General features: G+C 40.4%; 19 protein-coding genes and 2 pseudogenes. 14 read left to right on the top strand and 7 right to left on the bottom strand.

What is annotated here, in order from left to right; genetic code table 11:
• The 9 genes and pseudogenes from C2M25_RS07345 to C2M25_RS07305 form a co-directional block, all read left to right on the top strand.
• Positions 1-763 (top strand): SGNH/GDSL hydrolase family protein (locus tag C2M25_RS07345; RefSeq protein ID WP_199775160.1); only part of this gene is annotated, 763 nt, incomplete at its 5' end.
• Entirely contained in the window at positions 756-1,247 is a 492-nt protein-coding gene (locus tag C2M25_RS07340; protein WP_105180779.1) for a DUF1833 family protein, read from the top strand. The genes C2M25_RS07345 and C2M25_RS07340, both read left to right, overlap by 8 nt.
• A 59-nt stretch (positions 1,248-1,306) precedes the next feature.
• On the top strand, positions 1,307-1,648 hold the full coding sequence (locus tag C2M25_RS07335) for a hypothetical protein (RefSeq protein WP_234003546.1): 342 nt from the start codon (positions 1,307-1,309) through the stop codon (positions 1,646-1,648).
• A gap of 711 nt (positions 1,649-2,359) precedes the next feature.
• A pseudogene (locus C2M25_RS21955) lies at positions 2,360-3,748 on the top strand (host specificity factor TipJ family phage tail protein); the annotation flags it as partial.
• A 62-nt stretch (positions 3,749-3,810) separates the two neighbouring features.
• Positions 3,811-4,602, top strand: a complete 792-nt coding sequence (locus C2M25_RS07325) for a hypothetical protein (RefSeq protein WP_105180777.1) — start codon at positions 3,811-3,813, stop codon at positions 4,600-4,602.
• A 103-nt stretch (positions 4,603-4,705) separates the two neighbouring features.
• Positions 4,706-5,116 carry a LexA family protein gene (locus C2M25_RS07320; protein ID WP_105180776.1) on the top strand — a complete coding sequence of 137 codons (411 nt, stop codon included), beginning with the start codon at positions 4,706-4,708 and terminating at the stop codon, positions 5,114-5,116.
• Between the two features lie 638 nt (positions 5,117-5,754).
• Positions 5,755-6,648 carry a hypothetical protein gene (locus C2M25_RS07315; protein WP_105180775.1) on the top strand — a complete coding sequence of 298 codons (894 nt, stop codon included), beginning with the start codon at positions 5,755-5,757 and terminating at the stop codon, positions 6,646-6,648.
• Positions 6,641-6,886, top strand: coding sequence for a hypothetical protein (locus tag C2M25_RS07310; RefSeq protein WP_105180774.1), 246 nt, complete (start codon positions 6,641-6,643; stop codon positions 6,884-6,886). The genes C2M25_RS07315 and C2M25_RS07310 overlap by 8 nt, the downstream gene beginning before the upstream one ends.
• Positions 6,876-7,229 (top strand): hypothetical protein, encoded by a 354-nt coding sequence (locus C2M25_RS07305; protein ID WP_105180773.1) that lies wholly within the window; start codon positions 6,876-6,878, stop codon positions 7,227-7,229. The genes C2M25_RS07310 and C2M25_RS07305 overlap by 11 nt, the downstream gene beginning before the upstream one ends.
• Before the next feature lie 305 nt (positions 7,230-7,534).
• Here C2M25_RS07305 and C2M25_RS07300 read toward each other — a convergent pair whose 3' ends face one another.
• Together C2M25_RS07300 and C2M25_RS07295 are read right to left on the bottom strand one after the other, a co-directional pair.
• Complete coding sequence (locus tag C2M25_RS07300; RefSeq protein ID WP_105174606.1) at positions 7,535-8,554, bottom strand: hypothetical protein; 1,020 nt, start codon at positions 8,552-8,554, stop codon at positions 7,535-7,537.
• Between the two features lie 239 nt (positions 8,555-8,793).
• Positions 8,794-9,510, bottom strand: a complete 717-nt coding sequence (locus C2M25_RS07295; protein WP_105180772.1) for an enoyl-CoA hydratase/isomerase family protein — start codon at positions 9,508-9,510, stop codon at positions 8,794-8,796.
• Between the two features lie 205 nt (positions 9,511-9,715).
• Between C2M25_RS07295 and C2M25_RS07290 the strand changes: the two genes are divergently transcribed.
• Positions 9,716-10,489: a sulfite exporter TauE/SafE family protein gene (locus C2M25_RS07290; protein ID WP_105174604.1), complete on the top strand. Its 774-nt coding sequence runs from the start codon at positions 9,716-9,718 to the stop codon at positions 10,487-10,489.
• Here C2M25_RS07290 and C2M25_RS07285 read toward each other — a convergent pair.
• From C2M25_RS07285 to mnmC, 4 genes are all read right to left on the bottom strand, one after another.
• Positions 10,479-11,957 (bottom strand): methyl-accepting chemotaxis protein, encoded by a 1,479-nt coding sequence (locus C2M25_RS07285; protein WP_105180771.1) that lies wholly within the window; start codon positions 11,955-11,957, stop codon positions 10,479-10,481. The two genes, C2M25_RS07290 and C2M25_RS07285, sit on opposite strands and share 11 nt — an antisense overlap.
• Before the next feature lie 7 nt (positions 11,958-11,964).
• Entirely contained in the window at positions 11,965-12,801 is an 837-nt protein-coding gene (locus C2M25_RS07280) for a substrate-binding periplasmic protein (RefSeq protein ID WP_105180770.1), read from the bottom strand.
• 93 nt (positions 12,802-12,894) lie between these two features.
• A complete protein-coding gene (locus tag C2M25_RS07275) occupies positions 12,895-13,530 on the bottom strand; it encodes an SDR family oxidoreductase (protein WP_105180769.1) in 636 nt (211 codons plus the stop codon).
• Between the two features lie 126 nt (positions 13,531-13,656).
• Positions 13,657-15,705, bottom strand: coding sequence for a bifunctional tRNA (5-methylaminomethyl-2-thiouridine)(34)-methyltransferase MnmD/FAD-dependent 5-carboxymethylaminomethyl-2-thiouridine(34) oxidoreductase MnmC (gene mnmC, locus C2M25_RS07270; protein ID WP_063701961.1), 2,049 nt, complete (start codon positions 15,703-15,705; stop codon positions 13,657-13,659).
• Between the two features lie 180 nt (positions 15,706-15,885).
• On the opposite strand from mnmC, the gene fabB reads away from it, so the two are divergent.
• From fabB to C2M25_RS07250, 4 genes and pseudogenes are all read left to right on the top strand, one after another.
• Positions 15,886-17,100: a beta-ketoacyl-ACP synthase I gene (fabB, locus tag C2M25_RS07265; RefSeq protein WP_105174600.1), complete on the top strand. Its 1,215-nt coding sequence runs from the start codon at positions 15,886-15,888 to the stop codon at positions 17,098-17,100.
• 145 nt (positions 17,101-17,245) lie between these two features.
• Positions 17,246-18,366: pseudogene (locus tag C2M25_RS07260) on the top strand (4-phosphoerythronate dehydrogenase).
• A 32-nt stretch (positions 18,367-18,398) separates the two neighbouring features.
• The gene (locus C2M25_RS07255; protein WP_105180768.1) at positions 18,399-19,415 is read left to right on the top strand and encodes an aspartate-semialdehyde dehydrogenase; all 1,017 of its coding nucleotides are present in this window, start codon (positions 18,399-18,401) and stop codon (positions 19,413-19,415) included.
• A gap of 321 nt (positions 19,416-19,736) precedes the next feature.
• Positions 19,737-24,254, top strand: a complete 4,518-nt coding sequence (locus C2M25_RS07250; protein WP_105180767.1) for a FimV/HubP family polar landmark protein — start codon at positions 19,737-19,739, stop codon at positions 24,252-24,254.
• Between the two features lie 64 nt (positions 24,255-24,318).
• On the opposite strand, the gene C2M25_RS07245 is transcribed toward C2M25_RS07250, so the two are convergent.
• On the bottom strand, positions 24,319-25,944 hold the full coding sequence (locus C2M25_RS07245; RefSeq protein WP_105180766.1) for a M28 family metallopeptidase: 1,626 nt from the start codon (positions 25,942-25,944) through the stop codon (positions 24,319-24,321).
• Between the last annotated feature and the right edge of the window lies 1 nt (position 25,945).

Genomic DNA, 25,945 nt, shown 5'->3' with positions numbered 1-25,945 from the left:
AACGTTAAGTAAGTTAATTGGCAAGTTAAATCAGCAATCAGCTATTACTATTGCGGGTTATGGTGACTCTATTACAGCGCAAGGAAGCCCGGCAAATTATGACGAACCGAATGGCCCAAATCGTGACGGACTAGGTTTTTATGGAAAACTACCTGCTGACACTCGTGGAGCATTTGAAGTATTCGACCATGGGGATGGAGCTGGCGCTGTTCATCAGCATTTTGGTTGGAACTATGCTTTAAAAGCTAAGTTTGAAGAGTTAGGTTCAAATGTTACTTATTTAAACTTTGGCATTGGTGGTTCTTGGAGCGCCAATTATATAAGCGAAACAGACAACAACCAGCGCGGCGGTTTAGAGCCGGGACGTTTAAACGCGATGCTATCTTATAATCCAGATGTTGTTGTTATTGCATTTGGAATGAACGAAATAGGCTCATCTAACACCACCCAAAACGTTGCTGATATAGCAACCGCTTGTAAGGCAGCTGGTGCTGATGTGATTATTTTAGGTTGCCCTCGCCCTAATTCGTTTGGTGGTCGTTGTTCTTTAGAAGATTGGCAGCTAACCAACGATAGGCTTTATCTTGCAGCTGAGTCTGCAGGTGTGGCTTTTGTTTCTACTACTTACATCGAAAATGATGATGCTCTTGGCTTTAGTGGTATGTCTGGACACAGTTTATGCGCTTCAGGTGGCTATAACCATCCTGGTCCAGCCCAGTTAAAGGCCATCGGTAAGGCACTTGTGGATTTATTCAATGAGTGAAGTACTCCAACGTATCTACGCAAGTGCCCCAGTTAACGACATCCCCATTCACACATTAGAGCTTAAGGCTGCAGATTTATGGGAGCTTAGGATTTGTGATGGCTTTGATGACCAAGTTGCCGGCATTGAAAATGGCGACATGGTTACATTCAAAGCCAGTGGTATGGGTGTGTCGTTACCGCAACGAGGTGTGAAAGGGCGCCAGGACTTACAATTTCAAATTGATAATGTGTCTGGCGAAGCACTTGCACTGATTGATCAGGCAATTGATGCGGGCGTAAAAATTGATGTAATTTACCGGGTCTATGTATCGAGTGACTTAAGCGAACCTGCAGAGCCGGCAGTTACAATGAAAGCTGCTGACGTTCAAGCTACTTCACAGAGCATCAATGTAGTTGCATCATTTAATGATCTTGTAAATAAAGCTTGGCCTAACAAGCGCTATACACCTTCCATTGCCCCTGGGCTCAAATACTTCAGCTAATAATGTCATACACAATTAATGATTATTTAAGTGTTCCCTATGTGAATGAGGGGAGAGATATGTCTGGTTTTGACTGTTGGGGTCAAACTCGGCATCGCCTCCATCACTATTATGGTCAACCATTGTTCGAATCGTTTGGCCATATTCACCCCGACGATAAAAGTTTGCTTACTGAAGCGTATCAACAAATTGTTTCTAGCTTTAGACCCTGCGAGCCATCACCCGGTGCAGTGGTGTGTGGTTTTAAGTTTGGTAGCTTAATTCATATCGGCACAGTTGAACTGATCGACGGTAAGCTTGAAATACTGCACACATCCCGCCGTAAAGGGCCATCCATTGACAGCATCGATGACTTCAAACGGTTATTTAAAGAGGTTAAATTTTATGAATACGTGGGTTGATATCAAGGTTTACCCAAACAAATTGGACCCGTCTTTAATGGAGCCTTGCAAATGTAAGGAAGGTTCGACACTTCATCAATGGCTGACTGAAAATGTCCCTGCTTATTATGAAAGTGAAGAACCACTTTTTACTGTGCTTATTAATAAGCAGATCTTATTACCTACAAATTGGAAGACTTATCAATTTAAGGCGTGGGATGATGTAAATATTATTGTTGAGCCAAAAGAGCCCGCCACTATAGCCTATGCGGTTATTGCTGTAATCGCTGTGGGTTATGCCGTATACACTGCAAACCAAATCCCCGATAACTATAACTCGACGACTCCCGATGGTAGCAGTATTTATGATGTAAATACCCAAGGAAATAAGCCCAGGCTTATGGGCATTATCCCTGAAGGGGCAGGGCGCCATAAAATTTACCCTGACTATTTAACAATGCCACGACGAGAATTTATTGATAATGAGCAATGGCTTTACTTAATGTTAAGTGTAGGTGTAGGGCGCTATGAAATATTATCTAATGAAATGTTCATAGGTAATACTCCTACTACAAGTTATGCTGGCGATATTGATATACAGGTATTTGAACCAGGTGAAAACGTAACAGGCCATGAAGCTCACAGAAATGTTTATACCTCAAGTGAGNAGTTACTGACAAACTTTGGTTCGATTTTCGTTTACCACAAGGTTTAGGTGAACTTGATGATGATGGTAATTTTTTAAGTCGCACAGTCACCGTTCAAATAGAATACCGTGCTGAAGGTGCTCAAGACTGGACTGCAGTTGATGACGAAGTATTTACCAGCTCTACAAATGATGAACTAGGGCGAACGGTACCAGTTACATTACCATCTAAAATAAGGCCTGAGGTAAGAGTAAAAAGGGCCACTGCAGCAACTGACGATACGCGTATTTATGACGATATATTTTGGACTGCCCTTAAGGCCGAATTAAACAGCGCGACTAGTTATGATGGTTTAACCACAATAGCAATTAAGATCCGTGGCACAAATGCCTTAGCTGGCACAGCTGAAAATAAATTTAATATTATTGGTACCCGTATTTTGCCTGTGTATGAAAATGGCGCTTGGAGCGCACCAAGGCCAACAACTGATATAGCACCATTCTTTGCACATGTATTAAAAAGTGCAGGGCATAGCGATGACAAAATTGGTTTAGAATCCCTAAATACATTACATCCTATTTGGCATGGCCGTGCAGATGAATTTAATGCTGTGTTTGACAGTGAGAGTACTGTTTTTGAAGTTCTTAAACGTGTTCTTGCAGTCGGTTTTGCTGAGCCTACGATTGATTATGGAAAAATTACACCTGTACGTGATCAAAAGCGAACTATCTATCGCCACATGTATCAACCAGATAACTATATTGGCATGCTTAAGCGCTCTATTAAGCTGATGGATGATGATGAACCTGACGGTATCGAAGTTGAGTACTTTGACCCTGTTACATGGAAGTCAGAAACAATTCTTTGCTTGTTACCAGGTGACGAAGGTGCCAACCCAGAAAAAGTCAGAGCCTTTGGAATAACAAACCGCGATAAAGCGTATCAGTTTGGCATGCGAAAACGCCGCATTCGTCGTTTTCGTCGTACTCGGTTTGATTTCAAAACAGAAATGGATGCACTGAATTCAAAGTACCTAGACTATTGCGCAGTCGCTGATGATATTCCTGGGTATGAACAAACGGGTACTGTAATAGGGCATGTTGGTCGCTCTATCTACCTTGATAACCCTGAACTGAAATGGCAAACAGGGCAAACACATATTCTAGCCTTAAGAAAAGCAGACGGCACTCTATCAGGCCCTTACAATGCTACACTTGGGACTGAGTCCAATGAAGTCGTCATCGATGCTGATTTAGACTTTACACCGGTACTAGACGGTTCAATTGAACCACCCCTTTATATGTTTGGGATCAGTACAAGATGGTGTAATGGTGTGCTTATAAAAGATATTAAGCCGTCATCAACGGACCAGGTTTCAGTAACCGCTGAGCTTGATGATGAACGAGTATACCTAGATGATGATAGCCCTGCGCCAACAACTACAAGCATTACAATTCCAAATATTTACTTTTAATTTAATTGCAATTTAATGGGTTAAGATTGATAGTTGTTTTTTTACTAAATTATGGATCTGCTTTGACTAAATATATTTTGATAATAGTTGGAATAGTTTTCTTTGGGGTTTCTATTGCAAGCTGCGTATTGTTCACATATAACTTTGAGTTTTACTTTGGAAATCAAAGTGTAGATCAGTGGCTAAGTGTGGCTAGTTTTTACAATAATGCTCTAACCCCTGGGCTTTTGTTAGTTTCTATAATATTAATATTCTTCACTTGGCAGACTAGCAAGAAGGAGCTTGAAGCTACGCGTATATATATCCATGATTCGAAACGGTTTGATTTATTTAAAGTTCACTTAAGAGAGTTTTCTGATGATCTAAATAAATCGATATCAAATGAACTTATAAGAGATTCAATCGATCAGTTTGTTGAGTTGCCAGAACCAAAATTATTGGAATATATGGATGACTATTTTAAACAAAATAGGCTTGCTCTCCCGCAAGCAAAGAATTTAAAGCTATATAAAAGTGAATTAGCAAATAAGTTAGCTGATAGTAATTTTAGCCAAATATTAATCAGTCCTACTCTCCATAAATTGACAAAATCTCGCAATCAGTTTTTGCAACTCAAGTCAGTAGCAAAAGAAATTTTCAAAAAAGATCAATCAATGTACGAAGAGTCTATTTTCACTCACAAGTTCACTGAACTGTTGATAGATATAAATTTTGCTAAGGATAAAGATACCTTTATAAAAGAACTGATTTTTTGTATAGGAAAGCACAGATTACCGAGTCTAATTGAGCTAATTGAAGGTGAAGATCCTAAAGTGATTGCCATAGTGAGGGAGATAGAAAAGCGTCTGAAATGATTTCACAGTCCAAAGCAGAGTAAAAAGCACATAACATAATTCACTTCACGAAATCCCGCTCTTAAATTATACTGTATTTATGTACAGGTATATGGTTTTGTCTATGTTAGTTATTCCCATTTATATCGAAGCAGGTATCACAGGTTTTGAATCACCAGCGGCTCAATACAAAGAACTTGGACTATCGCTTGATCAGCTCTTAATTAAGCATCCTGATGCTACGTTCATTGGCATGGCTTCTGGGCAGTCTATGCAGGGAGTAGGTATTTTTGATGGAGACTTACTGTTAGTTGATAGAGCTGTTGATGCGAGTAATGGAGATATTGTTGTTGCGAGTTACAACGGTTGCTTTGTATGTAAGATCATAGATAAAGAGAATCGGTTGCTGTTATCAGCCTCTGATGAGTTTAAACCTGTATATGTTTCACCAGAGGATGATTTCTGTTTAGAAGGGGTTGTAACCAGAAGCATTCGTTTGCATAAGCCTTGTATGGAATTTAACAGCTCAGCATGATGAAAAGGTGAGCGCAAACCCTTGGGACTGTGCGCTACTAACTTTATTCAGATTTGTACATATGTCATTAAATATATACAAGTCATTCGATGCCATTCCTCCCGGCTCTATTACGATAACTGAGTAGCGCTGAGTGACTTTAGCAAATATTTAATTTCAAATTTGTAGGATTTAATTTTTTAGATATGCAGCGCCCAAAGTTATAATTCCACCTAACACACCTGTAGTAAGTGTGCTCCCAAAAGTGAGAAGTAGAAAAACTAATAGGAAAAGTGCAGTGAACCTTAAATCCTCTTTGTTATAGTTGTTCAAATTTTACTCTTATATATCTTGTACCCATAATCGTACTCTTGCAAAGGTGCGGGTCACAACTTCACGAGTTTTACAAAGCACACGAATGGTTAAGTTCTTGGTGTGTGCAAAACTAATACGATTACTTGTCATTATATGGTTAAGATGCTCAAGTTCAATATATTATTACTCTGCATCATATATCTATAATGTTGTTGAGGGGTCATTTTGATGGCTTGTATAACTTTTTAAACACATATATAGTTAAAGTATTACATACGGACGTGTAGTATTTAGTTACTTTTACTCTATAATGCCGCGTCTACTTTTCACACAAAGGCGCAATCTTGGATAAAAATAATAAAGCTAAATATGTTTTTGAAATATCTTATGACACATCAGAAACTAAAGACCACACTATTGATGCTGAAAAGCTTGGCGCAGCAATAATTGGTACAGCGAAAGCTCTCAAAAATGCAGATAAAACCCTTAATGGCGAAGAATCAGATCTTGACTTAGATGTTAAGGCCCACTCTGAAGGTTCGTTTGTTGTTGAGTTTGTAACTTACCTTAATGCTAATGGAATTAACCCTTTAACCCTACTAGGGTTTGCTGGGGGAGCTACTGTTGCATCAAAAACCGTACTTGGTGCAATAGCAGAAATAAAATCTCGAACAATTAAGCTCACAGAGAAGACTGCATCAGGCAAAACTAAATTGTATTTTAATGATGAAGATTCATTGGAATTAGATGATGATATTGCGAAGTTGGTATTAAATAGAGATATCAGAAAAGACTTGGATACAGTCATAAAAGCGCCTTTGCAGGGGACCACTGATGCAAAGTTTAAGATAAAAGATCAAGATGGTAATGAAGTCGTTTTTGATAGTGAAGAAGTGCAGAGTTTTAAAACACCATCAAAGACTATAGTAGATGAAATCAGCGAATCGGAAGAAACAAAAGATATTAGGTTTGTAAAAATAAATTTTGAAGGTTCTAGTGGTTGGCAGGTCAGACTTCCTGATGGTGATGTATTAACAGTGAAAATGTCAGATGATCGTTTTCTAACAAGGATTAAAGGTAATGAGCAAAACTTTGTGAAAGATGATTTGTTTAGTGTTGTAATTAAGACCACTAAAAAGCACAGAACTGGAAATAGCCCAATATACAATAGCGAAATAACACGAGTTGTTCGTCATAGAGTAAGGCCTGAAGCTAAGATTATTAAAGATAATGAGTGAAACTGAAGCATATATACAATTAATCGCGATGTTAGGCATTATATTATGTATGCCTTACTGCGGATATGTGTTTTACAACATAGGTAGATGGTTAACAGCTAAACTTTTTCCTCCTAAATATTTGAAGATAGAAATAACTGATGAAAGTGGTAACACTCGTATCGTTAAAATAGATCTTGATGATGATGAAGAGCTAGTTAAAAAGCTATTGAATACTCGGAGTTCATATGAAAGATAATAAGAAACTCTTAGGTTCACTTATAGCAGGCGCCAATACTGGGGCATTAGCAATTATTCAACATTGTTTTTCAGATTCTGAATATTTGGAAGTATTAACAATATGTACTCCTTTGGTGATTACACCACTCGTTTATGCAGGTGATTGGTTTTTTGCTCTATTTGATATTCAAAGTCCTGGACTTATGAGAGCAGATAGTAAGCTGGAAAAAAGAATTAAGCGTCTAGCTGTTCGGCGTAAAGAGGCACAAATAATGGGGATTTGTACAAAAAAAATAGATCTTGAATATCAGGAAGCTGTTCTAGCACAGTCTAAGTTAATGGACGTTAAAGAAGTTAAGTAATATCCGGAAAACAATTAAGTCTCTTTCTTGATTATGAATTAGTTAGCGAAATAAACGAAACGGTTAGGATGCTAAACATTCTCAAATGAGTTGTTTATTGGAATTATTTGGATCTATTTTGGATCATATTGATAGTAAAACAGGACTACATTAGACTAAGAGCATACACAATCTTCAAGTCTTGCGTAGTCTATAGGTGTTTTGTCAGGGGTTCAAATCCCCCCAGCTCCACCAAATATGAAAAAGGCTGCTCTCAGAGCGGCCTTTTTTATTGTCTAAAATATAGAAATAGTAGATAGCATTATTTATGATTTCTTATCGATGGCATCACAGGGCTGATACCATGTTAACCTTACAGATGCTAAGGCTGAAATAATTTTATTAACAAAACTTTGACCTCCGCCTATTGGGTTATAGATGCCGATTACTCTGGGTGTTATTCTAATATTCTCGTCATGGAGCAAAGCTTTTATCGAGCCGAGTGATAAAATCGAATTTTGAATAGTTGTTTGATTTAACTCGCTTGGTAAAGGTAAATTAGCAGAGACTAGCTCACCTGTAGCTCCCAGTGTTTGAACAACTAAAGTACCTGTTAAGTTTCCAGCTTTTGCTTCAGCTGCGATTGCAGGTAAACCAGACAAATTCACATTTCCATTTAAGACATTAATAGTCGCAGTGAGCCTTAACCCAACTCCTACATATACTGGCAAATTCACGAGTTCATAGTCCTGAATATCGTAGTTTGATAAATCAAAAGCTGATTTTAGCTCTTTGTTTTCTTTTGCCTTTGAAAATAAGCCATCATTCGGATTAACTATAACTTTATAATTAGAGATTACATTATCTGGAACGTGTTCAAATAATTTTATGGGTTGGCCTTTTTCGTAAGTTTGGCTAGTATTATCGGCTCCCCACCATTTTACATCTGGTATTTGGCCGGATATTTCTCTTTTAACTAAAAAGCTACCCTTTGTGGTGTCTGTATTTGCATAGTCAATAATAACTTGATAAGAGCGACCTTCATAACCAATTGTTGATGGGCCAAAGTTAAGTGTCCCATCAGATGTAAATTCAGCAACTGCTAAACGAACTGTTTGATCAGGAAATGAATCTTTTAAATTGCGCAAAACAATTTCTTTATTTTTAAATCTAAGTTCGTTATCTGCTGGGGAACAACTAGCCCCCTCTAGAGTCTGTACAGGTAAGGGATCAAATGGTATGTAACTATATGATGTTTGTTTCTCAGCTAATGTATCAGGAATTTTAGTATGTGAGGTACATCCAGCTAGAACTGAGATAGATAAAATAAATGTAATAAACTTCATGAGCATTCTCCTTTGCCTAATAAAAAAGTGCATGCTTTTATCTTAAATATAATGAATTTTATTTATATTATTTTAAATTTTACTTCGAATTTAAAATAATATATTAGGTCTTTTTTTAGGATGTGCAAATTTAAATTTTTACTAGATTTTTTCTGCTTGGTAATTTTTAAAGTGTTATTATTATCGATGTGAAATTAAATATAAAGTAACCTCTAAGCACAGATGCTTAGAGGTTTTTTCTAAACAACCAACTGAACGGCATCAATAATCGGTTTGTTTTCGATATCTATGGTTTCGATGATGTGTTTGTGTAGGCGCTTTTTGTGCTCGGCGAAAATCGCGCGTTTTTTATCGAACTGGCTGGCAAATTCGAGGGCGGCATTAAATAAAGCTTCTTTGTTTGGGCAGGCTTGTTCAATAACATGATCCGTGGCAAGTTCGCCTGCGGTAACGCGGCGGCCTGTTAGCATCATCTCGTTAAAACGATAGTCTGGAATAGCTTTTTTAATGAAGGCGAGCATGCCCGGTAAAAACGGGATTGATAAGTCAACTTCTGGGAAGCAGAAGAAACCACGGTCGCTTTGCATAAACCTAAAATCACAGGCGCACGATAAAATTGCACCATTACCAAACGCGTGGCCATTTATCGCTGCAATGACTGGCATTGGGAACAGTAATAGGCGTTTAAATACCGCATCCATTGAGTGCATAAAGCCACTTACTTCAGCAAATTTTTGTGTTTTTAATGCGGGCATAAGCCAATCGGTATCTATGCCCAAGCTCCATGATTTTTCGCTGCTTGAAGTGATCACCAGTGCTTTGTGTTCAGGATTACGTTCGATTTCGTCAAGGCAAGTTAAAAAAGCCTCTGCAAAAGCAGGGTTATGGCGATTTTCAGCTGTTGTCATAGTTAAGATAGCAACAGATCCTTGTGTACTTACATTCATCAGTGTCATGCTGTGCCTTTAATTTTATTGTGTTGTGGGCATAGTTATATACCATCGGTTTAACAAAATAAACCACAAGTCTGACCAGTTGTGAGTTTAGGGGCACTTCTCTTTTGGTTGATATGGTCTTTTAGTCGAAACTATTTTCCAATATATCGCTAATAGTGGTGAGTCATGATAGCGTTAGCTCAAACACACTATTTAAAGCGTAACAATGGATTTGATCAGTTGGCAGTTTTTAGGTGGAGATTTATTAAGCCCGATCAGCACAATCATGCTCATTGTGGTTGCGGGCTTTACTTCAATGATTTCAGCAGCTTTTGGTGCGGGCGGCGGCTTAATGCTGCTGGTGATCATGGCATCCATGCTTCCTATGAGTGTGGTTATTCCTGTTCATGGGTTAGTGCAGTTAGGCTCTAATGCAAACCGCTTTTTGTTCACGTTTAAACATATTGATGGTGCTATGTTTGTGTACTTCTCTTTAGGGGGAGTCTTAGGTGCGCTGGTTGCCTCAACGATTGTCACATCAATACCCCTTGAATTAATGAAAATAGTGGTTGCTGCATTTGTGCTTTATTTACTTTGGGGTGTGACGCCAAAGCTCAGAGAAACCTCAAAGTTATGGCGTGTTCTCGCTGGACTTTGGACCACGTTTATCTCGATGTTTGTAGGGGCAAGTGGGCCTTTGGTTGGCAGCTGCTTATATGTGAATAATTATAATAAGCTTAAATTTACCGCTACTTTTTCAAGCTGCATGACAGTACAACATACCTTAAAAGCGATTTTATATGGGACTGTGGGTTTTGCATTTTGGCAGTGGTTGCCGCTGGTTATGCTCATGATAATGAGCGGTGCTTTAGGTACTTGGCTTGGCCTTAAGTTATTGCACCGCATTTCGTCAGATAAATTTAAAAAGATTTTTCGTTTAGTGTTAACGGTGCTTTCCCTGCAACTTGCGTGGCAGGGAATTATGGCTTTTAGTATTTGAACAAACCCAGTTTAGCAACAATGCCACGTTCTAGTTCATTGAGCTGGCCTATGGTGTTATCGAGGTGCTGAGCTTCTTGCGATAGGCTCTTAGCGCCTTGGTTAATAAGCTGCATGGTATTTAAGATATCAGCGGTCACACTGGTTTGCTCTTCAGAACTTGCTGCTACACTTTCGTTCATTTGATTAATGGTATTGATTTGTTTAGCAATATCTTTAAACACCGCTTGGCTTTTTTGATTTGCTTGGCTCACTTTATCGCTGAGTGACTTACTTTGCTCCGTTGCGGTTACACAATCAGAAGTATTGTTGTGTAGCGATACAATAATCGACTCAATTTCAGACGTTGAATCATAGGTTTTACTAGCAAGCGCTCTTACTTCATCGGCCACCACAGCAAAGCCACGACCAGATTCCCCCGCACGAGCCGCTTCAATAGCAGCATTTAGAGCCAGTAAATTGGTTTGCTCGGCAATACTTTTTATAACATCGAGCACTTGGCTAATTTCATTACTGCTGGCGTTTAGTTGTTTAACTACGTTTGATGTATGGTCGAGTTGTGCAGCTAATTCGTCAACCATGTTGCCATTGGCATTCATATTTTGTTCGCCTTGTTGGCATAAGCGATGTACGTCGGTTGTTTGCTGTGCAGTTTGATTAGCCCCTTGTGCAATCTCTTTGGTTGCTTCACTTAACTGACTAAGCGCATTGGTTGCTGAATCAGTGCGATTATATTCAAGCTCGGCTTCGTTTTTAGAGCGCACAGATGCTTCGTTTACTGTGCTGGCTATCATTTCAAGCTCACTGGCTGTAATGCCTAGCTCTGTAATTATTTCTTGCACTTGCGCTATGAATCGATTGAAACCATCGACCAAATAGCCTATTTCATCATTAGATTGATAGCTAATACGTTTTGTAAGGTCGCCTTCACCTTTGACAATTTCATCAACAAGGCTATTTACGCTATCGATTGGTTTTATCACTAATAGCCGCACGATATAAATAATCACCGCCCCCAAGGTGATAAAAGAGACCAGCAAGGTAATAAACATGGTACGTGTCGACTCAGCAATGGTGCTATGCAGTGCTTTTTGTGAGTAACCAATTTTTATGTGACCAATTAAATTATCTAAATAGTGCAAATCAATAGTTTTGCTAACCGATGCGCTATTGCCTTGTTTAGTGATAGAAGCAAGTGGCTTATTGCGATGATCTGTCACTGAAATGCTATGTACATGTTTGTTTTGCGAAAAGGCTTTAATAATCTGATTGATTAACGGTTCATCATAAGAGAATACTGGCTCGGCTAAAATAACCTGCATTTGCTCATTGAGAGCCGTGATGTCGTCTTGCCATTGTTGTGTTTGACTCGACTTTGCGAGCAGATAGTTTGCACTGATCACGAAGATCACGCTCAGTAAAAGGCACAAAGACAGTGCCAAGGTCATTTTATATTTTAATGATTTCATTGTGCGCTCATTGAAATGGGTTAAACCACAAAGGGCTATTTTTATTAGGTGTGCTCGACGATAACGTTGGGTTATCTAGCTCAATAACGCGACGCGAGCTTAAGTTGGCTTTTGATAAAACCGTTTGTACTTGGCTGTCTGCCAAAAACATGGCGTTAAATGTGCCATCAGCAATCATCTCGTTTAGCGCATCATTTAGCTGTTTATGAAGTGTGTGGTTGTTTTTGTTGACGAAAAAGTAAAGTGGTGCGGTGTACTTAATCACCAAATGCGGCTCTACAGTGAGGTTAAGCTCTGAGTGATTGGCAATTTCATCCCAAGGTTCATTCACCCCACGTGGGAAGTAATCAAAGCGTTCGCCTTCAAGCATTGGGAACAAATTAGGGTATTTTAATGTAGTAACAACAGGCAGTTGATTTGCTTTTAATATTTTCGTGTCTGGCCAGGTTTTACCTTGCCCAGCGGTGAAACGTTTTAAATCTTGTAAGCTAGTTACCGAACTAAACAGTTCGCGGTTTTGTGCTTTCACTATTGCTACTCGCATGCCAAGTAAGCCACGAAATAAGGGGATATAAACGGCTTGATAATCTTGCTCTAACTGAGTGGATGTCATGCTCCACATCACATCCAGCTGGTTGTTTTTTACATCGTTTAAGATACGTGCGTTAGAGATATCTTTATTGGTTTCGTAAGGGTGAACATACTCTAAGTCAGCCCGTTCAATGGCGCTGATCAATAATTTGTGGGGAAGGGAGGTATCGCCACTGTAACTTTGAACTTTTACCGGTGCGGCAAAACAAGCCGACGTAAAAGTAAAGCAAAAAAGAAAAGCAAAATGACGCATAAAGCACCTTTGTTATTATTATGTAAACAATAAACTAAAGTGCTTTACGCGCTTTCTCAATCTTATTTCTTATGCATACGTATTCATACCTAATCAATCGCTTAGTAGGTTGTCGATTGACTTATCACCATTAAACAATTCAAACACTTGCGGTTTTTTCGGTGTACGTTCAGCAAGGTATAGCAGGGTATCTGCTACATCTTCACGGTTGATCACCGCATCTCGGCGCGTTGCAGGGCGCGTGGTGGTTAATAGCCCCGTTGCTGCATCATTTAATAGCGTGCCAGGTCTGACAATGCTGTAATTTAATTCGCTATTGATTAAATGTTGGTCAGCCATATGTTTTGCAACTAAATATGGTTTTATACTGCTTTCAATATTATCTGGGGCATCAGCACCAATAGAGCTGACCATAATAAAGTGCTTAACCTTGGCATCTACCGCATAATTAATCGCTTTGACTGCGGCCCATAAATCAATCAGTAAGGTTTTATCTGCACCCGTAGCGCCGCCAGAACCCGCGCTAAAAATCACTTGATCAACACCCTCGAAGGCACGACTAAAATCGTTTTCGAGGTCTTGCTCTACAATCGTTAAATTATTACTTTCAAGCGCACTCAGCTTGTTTTTGTTTCGAACTAAAGCTACTACATCATGACCGCTTGCCAGCATTTTTTCGGTGGTCATTTTACCTATTTGACCCGTTGCGCCAATGATTAAGGTCTTCATATCAAACTCCTTCTAATTGCTGTGTTACTAAAGACCTTGGGGTGTGAATTTATTTTTAAAGGGGAAACTAAAAACGAAATTGTAATCAAGAAAAATAACGGGGCTAATTAAAGCCCCATCCAATCCTTAAATTTTATTGCGAATTAGGTCGCGAACAATAAAACGGCCGGGGTGGATAGCTTGGCTCACGCGTTCGCTAAATGGTCTTGGTTCATTGTTTAAACAAGCAATTAAATGCTCAGCACATAGAGGGGCACTGCACAGGCCTCTTGCGCCAAAGCCAGTGAGAAGATGCAAGCCTTGCTGAGGTTTCGATAACGTTTGGTACTGATAACGCTTACCTAAGCGTAGATTAGCAAACGCACTTACATAATCACTTTGTTCAGCCCACTCACCAGCCATAGGTAGATGGTCGATGAAGGTACATCTTACAGCTGCTTTTGCCGCTGTTATTTCACCTAAGGTCGTTGCAAACTCGCTGTCTGTGTAAAAACTTAAAAGTTGTTCGCGATTGGTATGGTTGTCTTGCTCTTTAACTTCACGGCTTTTTGAGTTTTTTTCAAAGGTCGCGCCCATACAATGATGACCCTGATATTCAGGAGTAAAATAGCCCTTATGGCAAAGCACTGTCTTTAGGCGTTTTGACTGCTCGCTTGCTTGCACATGCGAGACTTGACCGCGCACACCCACAACGGGCAGTGTCTGAGTTTGGCTAAACTGGTCACTGTGTTCACCTGCACAATTAATCACATCGCTAAATGGTCCGAATGTTTGCTCTTTTGTGTGTAATAACCAGCCATCAGCGGTTTTCTCGAGCTTTTCAATATGGCAATTAAAGTGACTGTCCATTTTATTACTAGTAGTTGCAGTTAACGAATTTGCTGCATTAAAGAGTGCTGTAACCAGGGCTGGTGGATTTACCCAGCCGCCTTTTGCAAAGAACACACCTGAATAACCCGTTTCCACGCCGGCAATTTCGTCGCCTTCTTCGGCGCTTACATTACGCAATAATTCAGCTGGCCAAAGTTCTTTATCGGCAAGGTTTTGATGTTTATCAGCTAGGCCTTGTTTAACCGCATGTTGTAATACACCACACCACTGGTGGGGGTAGTCAAAACCATCATCAAGTAATTGTTGGTAAAGACGCATCGCATATAAAAAACTATGAGCGAACATTTCACTGTGCGGTGAGTTCTTCGCTTGCAAATGCGGATAAACAGCCCCTTGTACATTGTGAGAAGCGCCCATGGCAAGCGCTTCATCTTGGCAAAAAAGCGTGGCTTTTAGGCCTCTTTTTGCCAGTGAATACAGTACACTGCTACTGGCAATACCACCGCCAATAACAGCCACATTACTCAATTCACTTTGCTGATGAGCAAAATAGGCAGGCCCTGATTGTTGCTCATTAGGCTCAGTTAGCTCGCCAATCAGCATTTCGCGTTTTTTACCATAGCCTTTAGCTTTACTCATGCTAAAGCCTGCTTCGATGAGTCCTCTTCTGACAAAGCCTGCGGCCGTAAAAGTGGCGAGTGTGGCATTTGCTCTAGAGATAGCCCGCATTTTGTTGAACAAACTCTGTTGCCACATATCTGGGTTTTTGCTTGGAGCAAAACCATCTAAATACCACGCATCGACAACTCCTTCATTTGGGTAACTCATGGCATCAATGCTGTCTTGTACGTCACCAAAATAAAGGTCGAGTACTAGTTTGTCGCCAGCAAATTCAAGGCGATGGCAGCCGGCCAAATTAATTGGGTATTGAGCAATTAGTTGCTCACTATATTCAGTTAAATTAGGCCAGGCTTTGAGTGCTTGAGCGAGGTCATCACGCTTAATAGGGAACTTTTCAAAAGAGATAAAGTGCAGGCGGGTAACACTTTTTTTACCACTATGGTCGTGTTGATTTTGAACTTCTTGCTCTGCATGCTGCCTATCAAGGTGAGCTGCAAAGTGTTGCCATGTATTTAAAAAGTTAAGCCCGGTACCAAAGCCTGTTTCAGCAATGGCAAAGTGGTTACGGTCATGATTTTGTAATCGTTGCGGGATATGGTTTTGTTGATAAAACACATAATGTGATTCGGCTAAGCCATCATCATTAGAGAAATAAACATCGTCAAACTGATCGGCGACAGGGGTACCAAGGTGATTAAAATGAATATGTGCGTTTTTGATCATGGTTTAACTAATTAACTACAAACTTTTTTTCATTATTTTACGTGTTTTCTTTGAAATAGTCTGGCGTTATTTATAAGCTAGACATTCAGAGTACATGTGTACGCTAGAAAGCTGACCACTTCGAGAGTAATTTCAGCGTAAAATAGAACACAATTTAGTATAGAGCTAAGGTAATTACCCATGAGAAGAGCCGTTATTACGGGCATCGGTGTTGTTTCAAGCATCGGTAACAACAAAGAAGAAGTATTAGAATCATTAAAACAAGGCCGTAGTGGTATCGCGTTCAACCAAGAGTTTGCTGACTACAACCTACGTAGTAACGTATCTGGCAAAATCGATATTGATGTTAAAGAGTTTGTTGATCGTAAAGCAATGCGCTTTATGGGCGATGCAGCGGCATACGCTTATATCTCTATGGCACAAGCGATTGAAGATGCAGGCCTTAGTGAAGATCAAGTTTCAAACGAGCGCACTGGTTTATTAGTGGGTTCAGGTGGTGGTTCATCTAAGTGGCAAGTTGAAGCCGCTGACATTTTACGTGAAAAAGGCGTAAAACGTGTTGGTCCTTACATGGTACCACGTACTATGGCGAGCACGACTTCGGCGTGCCTTGCAACACCATTCAAAATCAAAGGTGTTAACTACTCGCTAAGTTCTGCATGTGCAACATCTGCACACTGTATCGGCCACGCGGTTGAGCAAATTCAATTAGGCAAGCAAGACGTCATCTTTGCAGGTGGTGGTGAAGAGCTTCACTGGACACTCGCAATGGAATTCGATGCAATGGGTGCATTGTCTACTAAGTACAATGAAACACCAGAGAAAGCATCACGTACCTATGATGCAAACCGTGATGGTTTTGTTATCTCTGCTGGTGGCGGTATCGTTGTTGTTGAAGAACTTGAGCATGCACTTGCTCGTGGCGCGCACATCTATGCAGAAATCACAGGTTACGGTGCAACATCTGACGGCTACGACATGGTAGCTCCATCAGGTGAAGGCGCTGTACGTTGTATGAAGCAAGCAATGCAAGGTCTTGAAGGCGGTATTGATTACTTAAATACTCACGGTACTTCAACGCCTGTTGGTGATGTGAAAGAGCTTGGTGCTATTCAAGAAGTATTTGGTGGTAACTCGCCAATGATCAGTGCAACCAAAGCGATGACAGGTCACGCTTTAGGTGCAGCAGGCGTTCACGAAGCAATCTTCTCGCTGTTAATGCTTGAGCATAACTTTGTTGCTCCATCTATCAACATTGATGAACTAGATGAGCAAGCTGCAGGTCTAAACATTGTAACTGAGCGTAAAGACGTTGAACTAAATACAGTTATGTCTAACAGCTTCGGTTTCGGTGGCACTAACGCCACATTAGTAATGAGCAAATATAAAGGTTAAACCTCTCCAGTATTTGCTTAAAGCCGAGCAATAGCTCGGCTTTTTCATTTGTTATAAATTACCCCAAAATCGTCTTAGTTGTTACCTATCCGAATACTGATAAATTCGCTACAATAGCGCCACTTTCTGCCTCTCGGACACACAAATGAAAATTCTTGCAGATCAAAATATGCCATTGGTTGAGCAGTACTTTGCCGATTTTGGTGATGTTGAGCGATTTGATGGCCGTAATCTTCAACCCGAGCAGCTAGTCGGGGTCGATATTTTGTTAACCCGTTCAGTTACTAATGTAGATAAAGCCTTACTCACTCAAGCAGATAAATTAAAATTTGTGGGCACAGCAACCATAGGTGTTGATCACATTGATACCGAGTTACTTGCTGAGCGAAATATCGCATTTAGCAGCGCTCCAGGGTGTAATGCTGTGGCGGTAGCGGAATATGTAATTAGTAGCTTATATGCCTTGAGCCAAGAAAACGCCAGTTCATTACAAGGCAAAACCATCGGCATAGTGGGCGTTGGCAGTATAGGTAGCTGTTTACGTGATAAGTTAAGCTTGCTTGGCTTGAATGTACTGTTATGTGATCCACCCAAATATGAAGCCGGTGAGCTTGCAGAGCATATTGAGTTAGACACATTACTAGCTAAAGCTGATATTGTGACTTTTCACGTGCCATTAGTTAAGCAAGGGCCACATAAAACCTTGCACATGCTAGACGAAACACGCTTAAAAGCACTTAAGCCGGGTATGACGATTATCAATGCAAGCCGAGGTGATGTGATTGATAACCAAGCATTACTAGCATTGTTTGAGCAAGGCGCAAAATTAGATTGTGTGCTTGATGTTTGGGAAAACGAACCCAATATACTACTCCTCTGCTTGATTATGTGCGTTATGCCAGTGTGCATATTGCAGGGCATACACTTGAAGGCAAAGCCCGCGGTACACAAATGCTGTATCAGCAAGTGTGTGAGCTTGAAGGAATCGCAGCGCTTAAGTCTCTGGACGACTTTTTGCCAGAGCCAATCAGCCACTCTGTCACGCTAGGTGAAACCTTTAACCTAGACGATATAGGTCGCTTGGTGCACTTAATTTATGATGTCCGTCGCGACGATGGCATTTTACGAAGTAAATTAGCAAGCGAAGGCTTTGATAGTTTACGTAAGAATTACCCGCCACGACGCGAGTTTAGTACGTTGTCGGTGGCTGCAAACAGTGCATGTGAAGGCGCATTAGCTGCACTGGGATTTAGAATTAACGAATAAAGCCATTTGCTTTATTCAAAAGAGGAAAACACATGTCGCAAAAATTTAATGTAGCCGTTTTAGGTGCCACAGGTTTAGTGGGTCGTCAAATTATCGAAACTTTAGAAGATCGTAAGTTTCCGGTAGACCAATTATTTTTACTCGCAAGCAGCCGTAGTGCCGGCGAAGAAATTCAATTTCGCGGTGAGAGCATTGAAGTAATCGATGTCGAAGAGTTTGATTTTAGCCAAGCTCATATTGGTTTATTTTCAGCAGGCGGCAGTGTCTCTGAAAAATACGCACCGATTGCGGCAGAAGCAGGCTGTGTCGTAATTGATAATACCTCACACTTTCGTAATGACTACGATGTGCCATTAATTATTCCTGAAGTGAATGCATCAAGCTTGGCGGATTTCAGAAATCGCAACATCATTGCAAACCCTAACTGCTCAACGATTCAAATGCTGGTGGCATTAAAACCAATTTATGATGCTTATGGCATTGACCGCATTAACGTATCAACTTATCAAGCTGTATCGGGTACGGGTAAAGAAGCCGTTGATGAACTAGCCAAGCAAACAGCAAACTTAATGAATGCTCGCCCAATGGATAATGCCGTTTTCCCTAAACAAATTGCTTTTAACGTGATCCCACAAATCGACAGCTTTGAAGATAACGGTTATACCCGCGAAGAAATGAAAATGGTTAACGAAACACAAAAAATCTTAGGTGATAACAGTGTTGTGGTTAACCCTACCTGTGTTCGTGTTCCCGTGTTCTTTGGTCACAGTGAAGCGATTAATATTGAAACGCGTATGCCAGTAGATATCGAACATGTTAAACAGCTATTAAACGATGCACCTGGTGTAGAGTTTATTGAAGACTTAGCGGATTACCCAACGGCTGTGTCAGATGCAAGTGGCAACGATACTGTATACGTAGGTCGTTTACGTGCTGATATTTCGCATCCACATGGTTTAAATATGTGGGTTGTAAGTGATAATACGCGCAAAGGTGCAGCAACAAATAGTGTGCAGATTGCTGAAGAGCTAATCGCAAATTATTTATAAATCTGATGATTTAGGCTGATCTAAATTTGACAGAAAGCGGCAATTTGCCGCTTTTTTTGTGAATTCACTGCCAAATTATTGCCGCATACGTTGTAAAAGCGTATAAACTTAACGATAACAATAAAAAAGTCTCTCAGCCGCTAATATTTAAGCTATTTACTATCAAGGTGTTGCAATAGATATTGCAAGGCAACTAAGTTATAGTTTGCAGCTGGAATAGAGCTTGCAAGAAAGCATAATTAAGAATCAATTCTGCAAGAATTACTTGATGTTTAAGCAACCAAGGTTGCTGCGTTAACATTTAAAACATAAAGGATCAGCATGCGCGGTTTAGCAACACTCTTCATATTAGCGTCTGCATTGGTGGTAACACCGACATACTCTGATGAAGGCTCCACACTTAAAGGCCCTAAAGGTGTCGATTACGGTGCGCAGGGGCGCTCAATTGGTCCAATTAAGCCGACCGATACACTATGGCGCATTGCCGCTAAAATTCGTCCAGACAACTCTGTCAGTATTTATCAGGTCATGCAAGCTCTGTATGACAAAAACCCATCGTCATTTTTAGACCAAAACTTGAATCACATGCGTGATGGCGCATACCTAAAAATCCCAACGATTTCAGAGATGCGTGCGGTCAATCCGACGCTAGCAAAAGCACGTTCTGAACAAGATGATGAGCTATGGGAGAAAAAGAAAAACGGCACACTGACCACTGCTGAAATTAATGAATCGCAAAAGAAAGTAACTCAAGCTCGCAAAGTTGATGTAGACGAAGCAAAACAAGAGCTTAAACAAGAAATCAACACCATTAAAACAGAGCAGGGCACGCAATTAGTAGAGCTTCAAAAGCAGTTTAAATCATCGGTTGAAAACGTTGAAGAAATCTTAGCTGAGAACAACAAGCTCAAAAAGCAACTTACCGGTATTTCTAAAGAGCTTGAAACTGTTCGCGATCAGCTTGGCCAAGACAGTGAAATTCAAAAACAGCTGAAAGAGCTGATCACTAAACAAAATGAAATTATCGAGCAGCAAAAAGCAAAAAAGATTGAAGAGGACAGTGGGTTTAACTTTTCGAATTTACTGAGTAATCCACTTGTTCTCGGTGCATTAATGTTTATTCCTGCATTACTGATCATTGCTGCCGTTGTAATGTTTTTGAAAAAACGCAATAGCCCTAGTGATGATACGAGTGCCAGCGATGACGATGAGTTTTTACCTCAAAGCCCAACGTTTAAGGCTAATGACGATTTAGAACCTATGGTCGAAAGCGACCCTCTAGTACCTGATCCAATTGAAGACCACGATGATTTAAGTGTGCGTTTAGATGATGACTTAGATCAAGATATGCTGCCAGATGACGACATTATTTTCGACGACAGTATTGATGATAGCTTTGATGAAGATGACAGTATTTTAAACCAAGATGAGTTAGAGGGTTTATTAAGTGATGACATCGAATTTAATGATGAATCATCAACTATGGCTGGCGACGATGATGATTTAGATGCATTTTTACAGCAAGATTTCGATCAAACTGATGATGACAGTTTAGGTGATGAAATAGACCTAGATGTTGAGCAGCCTCAGGCAGATTTGTCTGGTGATATTTTAAGTGCTGATGATATTGACGACCTTTTTGATACTGACGATGACTCATTAGATAACGCGAATGATGAAATGGCAGCACTTAGTGAAGAGCTGGCAGAAGATGACGCGGAAGATGATTTTGACATTGATAGCTTAATTGATGAGCAAAACAATACTGACTCTAATCAAGACGTTAATCTAGACGATATCGATGATTTACTTGATGAAAATAATGACGCATCAGCCACGAACGTTGAAGCTGAACTTATTGACGAAGATGATTTCGATATCGACAGCTTAATTGATGAAGCGCAAACCGAAGAGCCATCCTCAGATCTTAATGATGCATTAGAAAATGATGATCTTGATGATGCGCTGGATGTTGATGACATTGACTCGTTATTAGATGACGTTCAAGAAGAACAAGCGTCAGTCGAAGAACCAAGTGCAGATCAACTCATTGACGAAGATGATCTTGATATCGATAGCTTAATTGATGAAGCGCAAGTAGCAGAGCCAGTAGCTGAAGAGAACGATGCATTAGAAAATGATGATCTTGATGATGCGCTGGATGTTGATGACATTGACTCGTTATTAGATGACGTTCAAGAAGAACAAGCGTCAGTCGAAGAACCAAGTGCAGATCAACTCATTGACGAAGATGATCTTGATATCGATAGCTTAATTGATGAAGCGCAAGTAGCAGAGCCAGCAGCTGAAGAGAACGATGCATTAGAAAATGATGATCTTGATGATGCACTGGATGTTGATGACATTGACTCGTTATTAGATGACGTTCAAGAAGAACAAGCATCAGTCGAAGAACCAAATGCAGATCAACTCATTAATGAAGATGATCTTGATATCGATAGCTTAATTGATGAAGCACAAGTAGCAGAGCCAGCAGCTGAAGAGAACGATACATTAGAAAATGATGATCTTGATGATGCGCTGGATGTTGATGACATTGACTCGCTATTAGATGAAGCTCAAGAAGAGCAAGTGCCAGTCGAAGAACCAAGTGCAGATGAGTTAATCGACGAAGACGAGCTTGATGATGCCCTGGATGTTGATGACATTGATTCATTATTAGATGAGGCGCAAGAAGAGCAACAGCCTGAAGAAATACAAGAATCTGAAGAGCTTGTTGAAGCGTTAACAGAAGAGCCAAGCGCAGACGATTTAATCGATGAAGATGAGCTTGATGATGCCCTTGATGTTGATGACATTGATTCACTCTTAGATGAAGCTCAAGATGAGCAACAGCCTGAAGAAATACAAGAATCTGAAGAGCTTGTTGAAGAGTTAACTGAAGAGCTAACAGAAGAGCCAAGCGCAGACGATTTAATCGACGAAGACGAGCTTGAAGATGCCCTTGATGTTGATGACATTGATTCACTCTTAGATGAAGCACAAGAAGAGCAGCCTGAAGAAATACAAGAATCTGAAGAGCTTGTTGAAGAGTTAACTGAAGAGCTAACAGAAGAGCCTAGCGCTGACGATTTAATCGACGAAGATGAGCTAAGTAATGATTTCGATACCAATGATATCGACTCACTTCTTGACGATGTTGGTGCAGAGCCGCAAGAGCCTGAACTCTTGGATGAAGATGGCTTAGATGTTGATGACAATGATATTCAAGACATGCTTGAGCAAGATGATGAATTAGATGTGACTGATATTGATTCATTATTAGAAGAGGATTCTATTGATGAACACGATTCAGACTCTGAAGACGAGCTTGAAGAGCTTATTCAACAAACAAATGAGCTGAAACAAGATACCGAAGCGCAAATTTCTGATTTAAGCCACGAGCAAAACATCAATACTGAGCATGATGAAAACCTGCAAGAGTCTCTTGAAGATTTAGCAGATGCGGATCAAGTAATAGATGACTTAAATGTTGAATCAGTTGCCTCAGAGTTAGTTGATGAAGCAGATGATACTGACGAAGTTGATATTGATGAGGCACTAAATCATGAATTTAACGAAGATAGCGACGAGCTATTGGATGAAGATGACAGTCTTGATGAATTTGATGATCCATCACTGAAAAGCGTCGATGAGTTATTAAGTGAAATCGGTGAAGAAGACGATTATGTCGCAGCACCAGATTGGTCAATTGATGAGCCTGAACAAGACATTGAAGAGGTTGAAATTGACTTAGGCGATGATCCGCTAGCCGATGAAGACTTAACGGATGAGTTTGATTTAGCAGGCGAAGAAGAGCCTCTGCAGCAAGATACGGTAACGCCTAGCCAAGAGTTAGAAGAGTACCCAGAGCTTGAGCTAGATGAAGCGGGTTTTGAGTTAGATGACTCTGATGAACAAGCTTCTGAAGAATTAGATGCTGATTCGCCATTACAGTTAAGCCAAGCGGAGCAAGACCTTGCAAATTCTTTAGCAGCAGGTAATGAACTTGATCAGCTAGACGATGATTTTGATGATGATATCTTGCTTGATAATGAATTCACAGAACAAGACATGCTTGATCCTGAAGATGATTTACTCTCTTCTTCAGAAAACGAAGCGCCATCAGTACAACCGATTGAAGAGCCGATTGATGCTGAAGTGGCTGATAGTAAAGACGAATTAGAGGATTTCCCAGAATTCGAATTAGACGATATTGAGCTTGATGATACGACAGCAGCTGAGCAAACAATTGCTGATTTAGAGTCAAATTTAGCCGATGAGACTGACTTGAGTGAAATGTCAGACGATGAAATCGATGATGATTTTATGGCTGACTTAACTCAAACCGACTTTGATGCGCTGTTAAATGAATTAGCAGAGCCAGACGAAGCAGATATCAGTGATGCCAGTGAGTTCGATGTTGATTTTAATGCACTGTTAAATGAAGATTTACAGGGTGAAAGCGAGCAACCAGTTGAACCTGAAGTAGAGCACATAGAAGAGGCGCAACAAGCGCAACAACCTTCTGATGATGAGTTTGTCGATATCGACTCGTTACTTGAGCAAAGTGATGATGAAGCACTCGACCATGAACCTTATGATGACATTGATATGGATGTAGGGTTAAGTGATTTTAATGATTTACTTGCCGGCGATAACCCAACTGATGTTGATGCCGAAAGTGGTGGTTACTCAGCAAAACTGGATTTAGCGCGAGCATATATCGAAATAGATGACTTTGATGCAGCGCTGCAAGCCATTGAAGATGTTATTGCCAATGGCCCAGAGGAAGTGCAAGAAGAAGCACAATCACTTAAAGCTAAAATTAACGAGTAATAAGTAAAACTAACCAATAAAAAACCGAGCTAACTAGCTCGGTTTTTTTATATCTAAGCGAAGATTATTGCTTGTCTTGTAAGCGACGAGTTTTGAAATCAGACTCGGCTTTCCACTTAGGCCAATCGCCGTTATTAGCAAGTTTAGCGGCAATATCTACGATCAGCTCAATATCCTGCTCAACACCACCCATCGACCAATCTGCTGAATAGTCGTCAGCTTCTTTGTGATATTTATGGGCGATGTAATCAGGATCTGTATCACCTAAGCTCATAAATAGTAAGCTAGGCACGCCTTGCTTAGCTAGAGAGAAGTGATCAGAGCGGAAGAACAAACCATTTTGAGGACGAGGGTCCATTTTTACATGACGACCTTGTGCTTTCGCTGCATCTGCAAGGTAGTCTTCCATTTCAGACATGCCTTTACCGTATTGTAATATGTAGTCAACGCCATCAAGTACGTTCATACCATCAATATTAAGCAGTGCGACCATTTGCTTGGTTGGTACAATTTCGCCAGTAGCGAATTGCTCAGAACCAATAAGCCCAGTTTCTTCAGCCGTAAAGTTGGCAAAGATAATCGAGCGTTTAAATGGTTTTTTCTTATGCATTTCAGTAAGAATACGGGCTATTTCTACCGTTGCTGCGCTACCTGATGCGTTATCAACAGCACCATTGTAGATTTTCACGCCTTCATCAGTTTGCTTGGTACCAAAATGATCCCAGTGTGCACCAATTACAATGTACTCATCAGGGGTTTCGCTACCTTTAAGCGTTGCAACAACGTTATGCGATTGTGCTTGAGAGATATCACTTTTCAGTGTTAGGGCTGCTTTCGCTTTTAAGTCGACAGGTTTAAAGTCTGCTTTTAGCGCGTTGGCTTTTTCAGTTTGATAATCAAGACCCGCTTGAGCAAAAATTTCATTTGCTGCTTGTTCATCAATCCAGCCCATTACAGGGATGTCAGAAGCGTTTTTATCTTGGTCGATTAAGGTATATTTACTACCCGTGTTCGAGCTTTCTACAACACCCCAAGGGTATGCGGCAGGAGCTGTTTCGTGAACGATAAATACCGCTTTTGCACCTTGGCGTGCACCTTCTTCATATTTGTAAGTCCAACGACCGTAGTAGGTCATAGCATTACCGGTGAAAAGTGCGTCGTCTTGGGTGGCAAAACCAGGATCATTAACAAGTACAATGATTGTTTTGTCTTTTACATCAATATCTGCAAAGTCATCCCAGTTATATTCAGGTGCATTAATACCGTAGCCAACGAACACTACATCAGAGCCATCAATGTTGATTTCAGGATTAATCTGCTGCGTACGGGCGGTAAAATCACTGCCAGCATTAAAACTTAAATCACCTACTTTTAAGGTCATGTTTTGATCTGGAGTGAGTTTTGCCATGGTAACTGGCTGTAAAAACTCGCCATTAAAACTGCCGCTTAAGCCGAGTTTTTTATATTCGTCGGCTAAATAGTTAATGGTCAGTGTTTCGCCTTCAGTTAAAGGGCCGCGGCCTAAGAATTCATCAGAGGCGAGGGTTTTAATATGTGAGCGTACATTGGCAATGTTAACGGCTTCATGGCTGCTTGCGCTTGTTGCATCAGCGCTTGATGTTGGTTGCTCAGAGCAACCGAATAAACCAACTGCAAGTGCCAAACTTGCATACTTAAGGTGAGTTGTCATA

This window comes from Pseudoalteromonas sp. T1lg21, assembly GCF_002964625.1.
Lineage (GTDB): Bacteria > Pseudomonadota > Gammaproteobacteria > Enterobacterales > Alteromonadaceae > Pseudoalteromonas > Pseudoalteromonas gelatinilytica.
The sequence above is the reverse complement of the archived record's forward strand: the minus strand, read 5'-3'. Positions and strand labels throughout refer to the sequence as shown.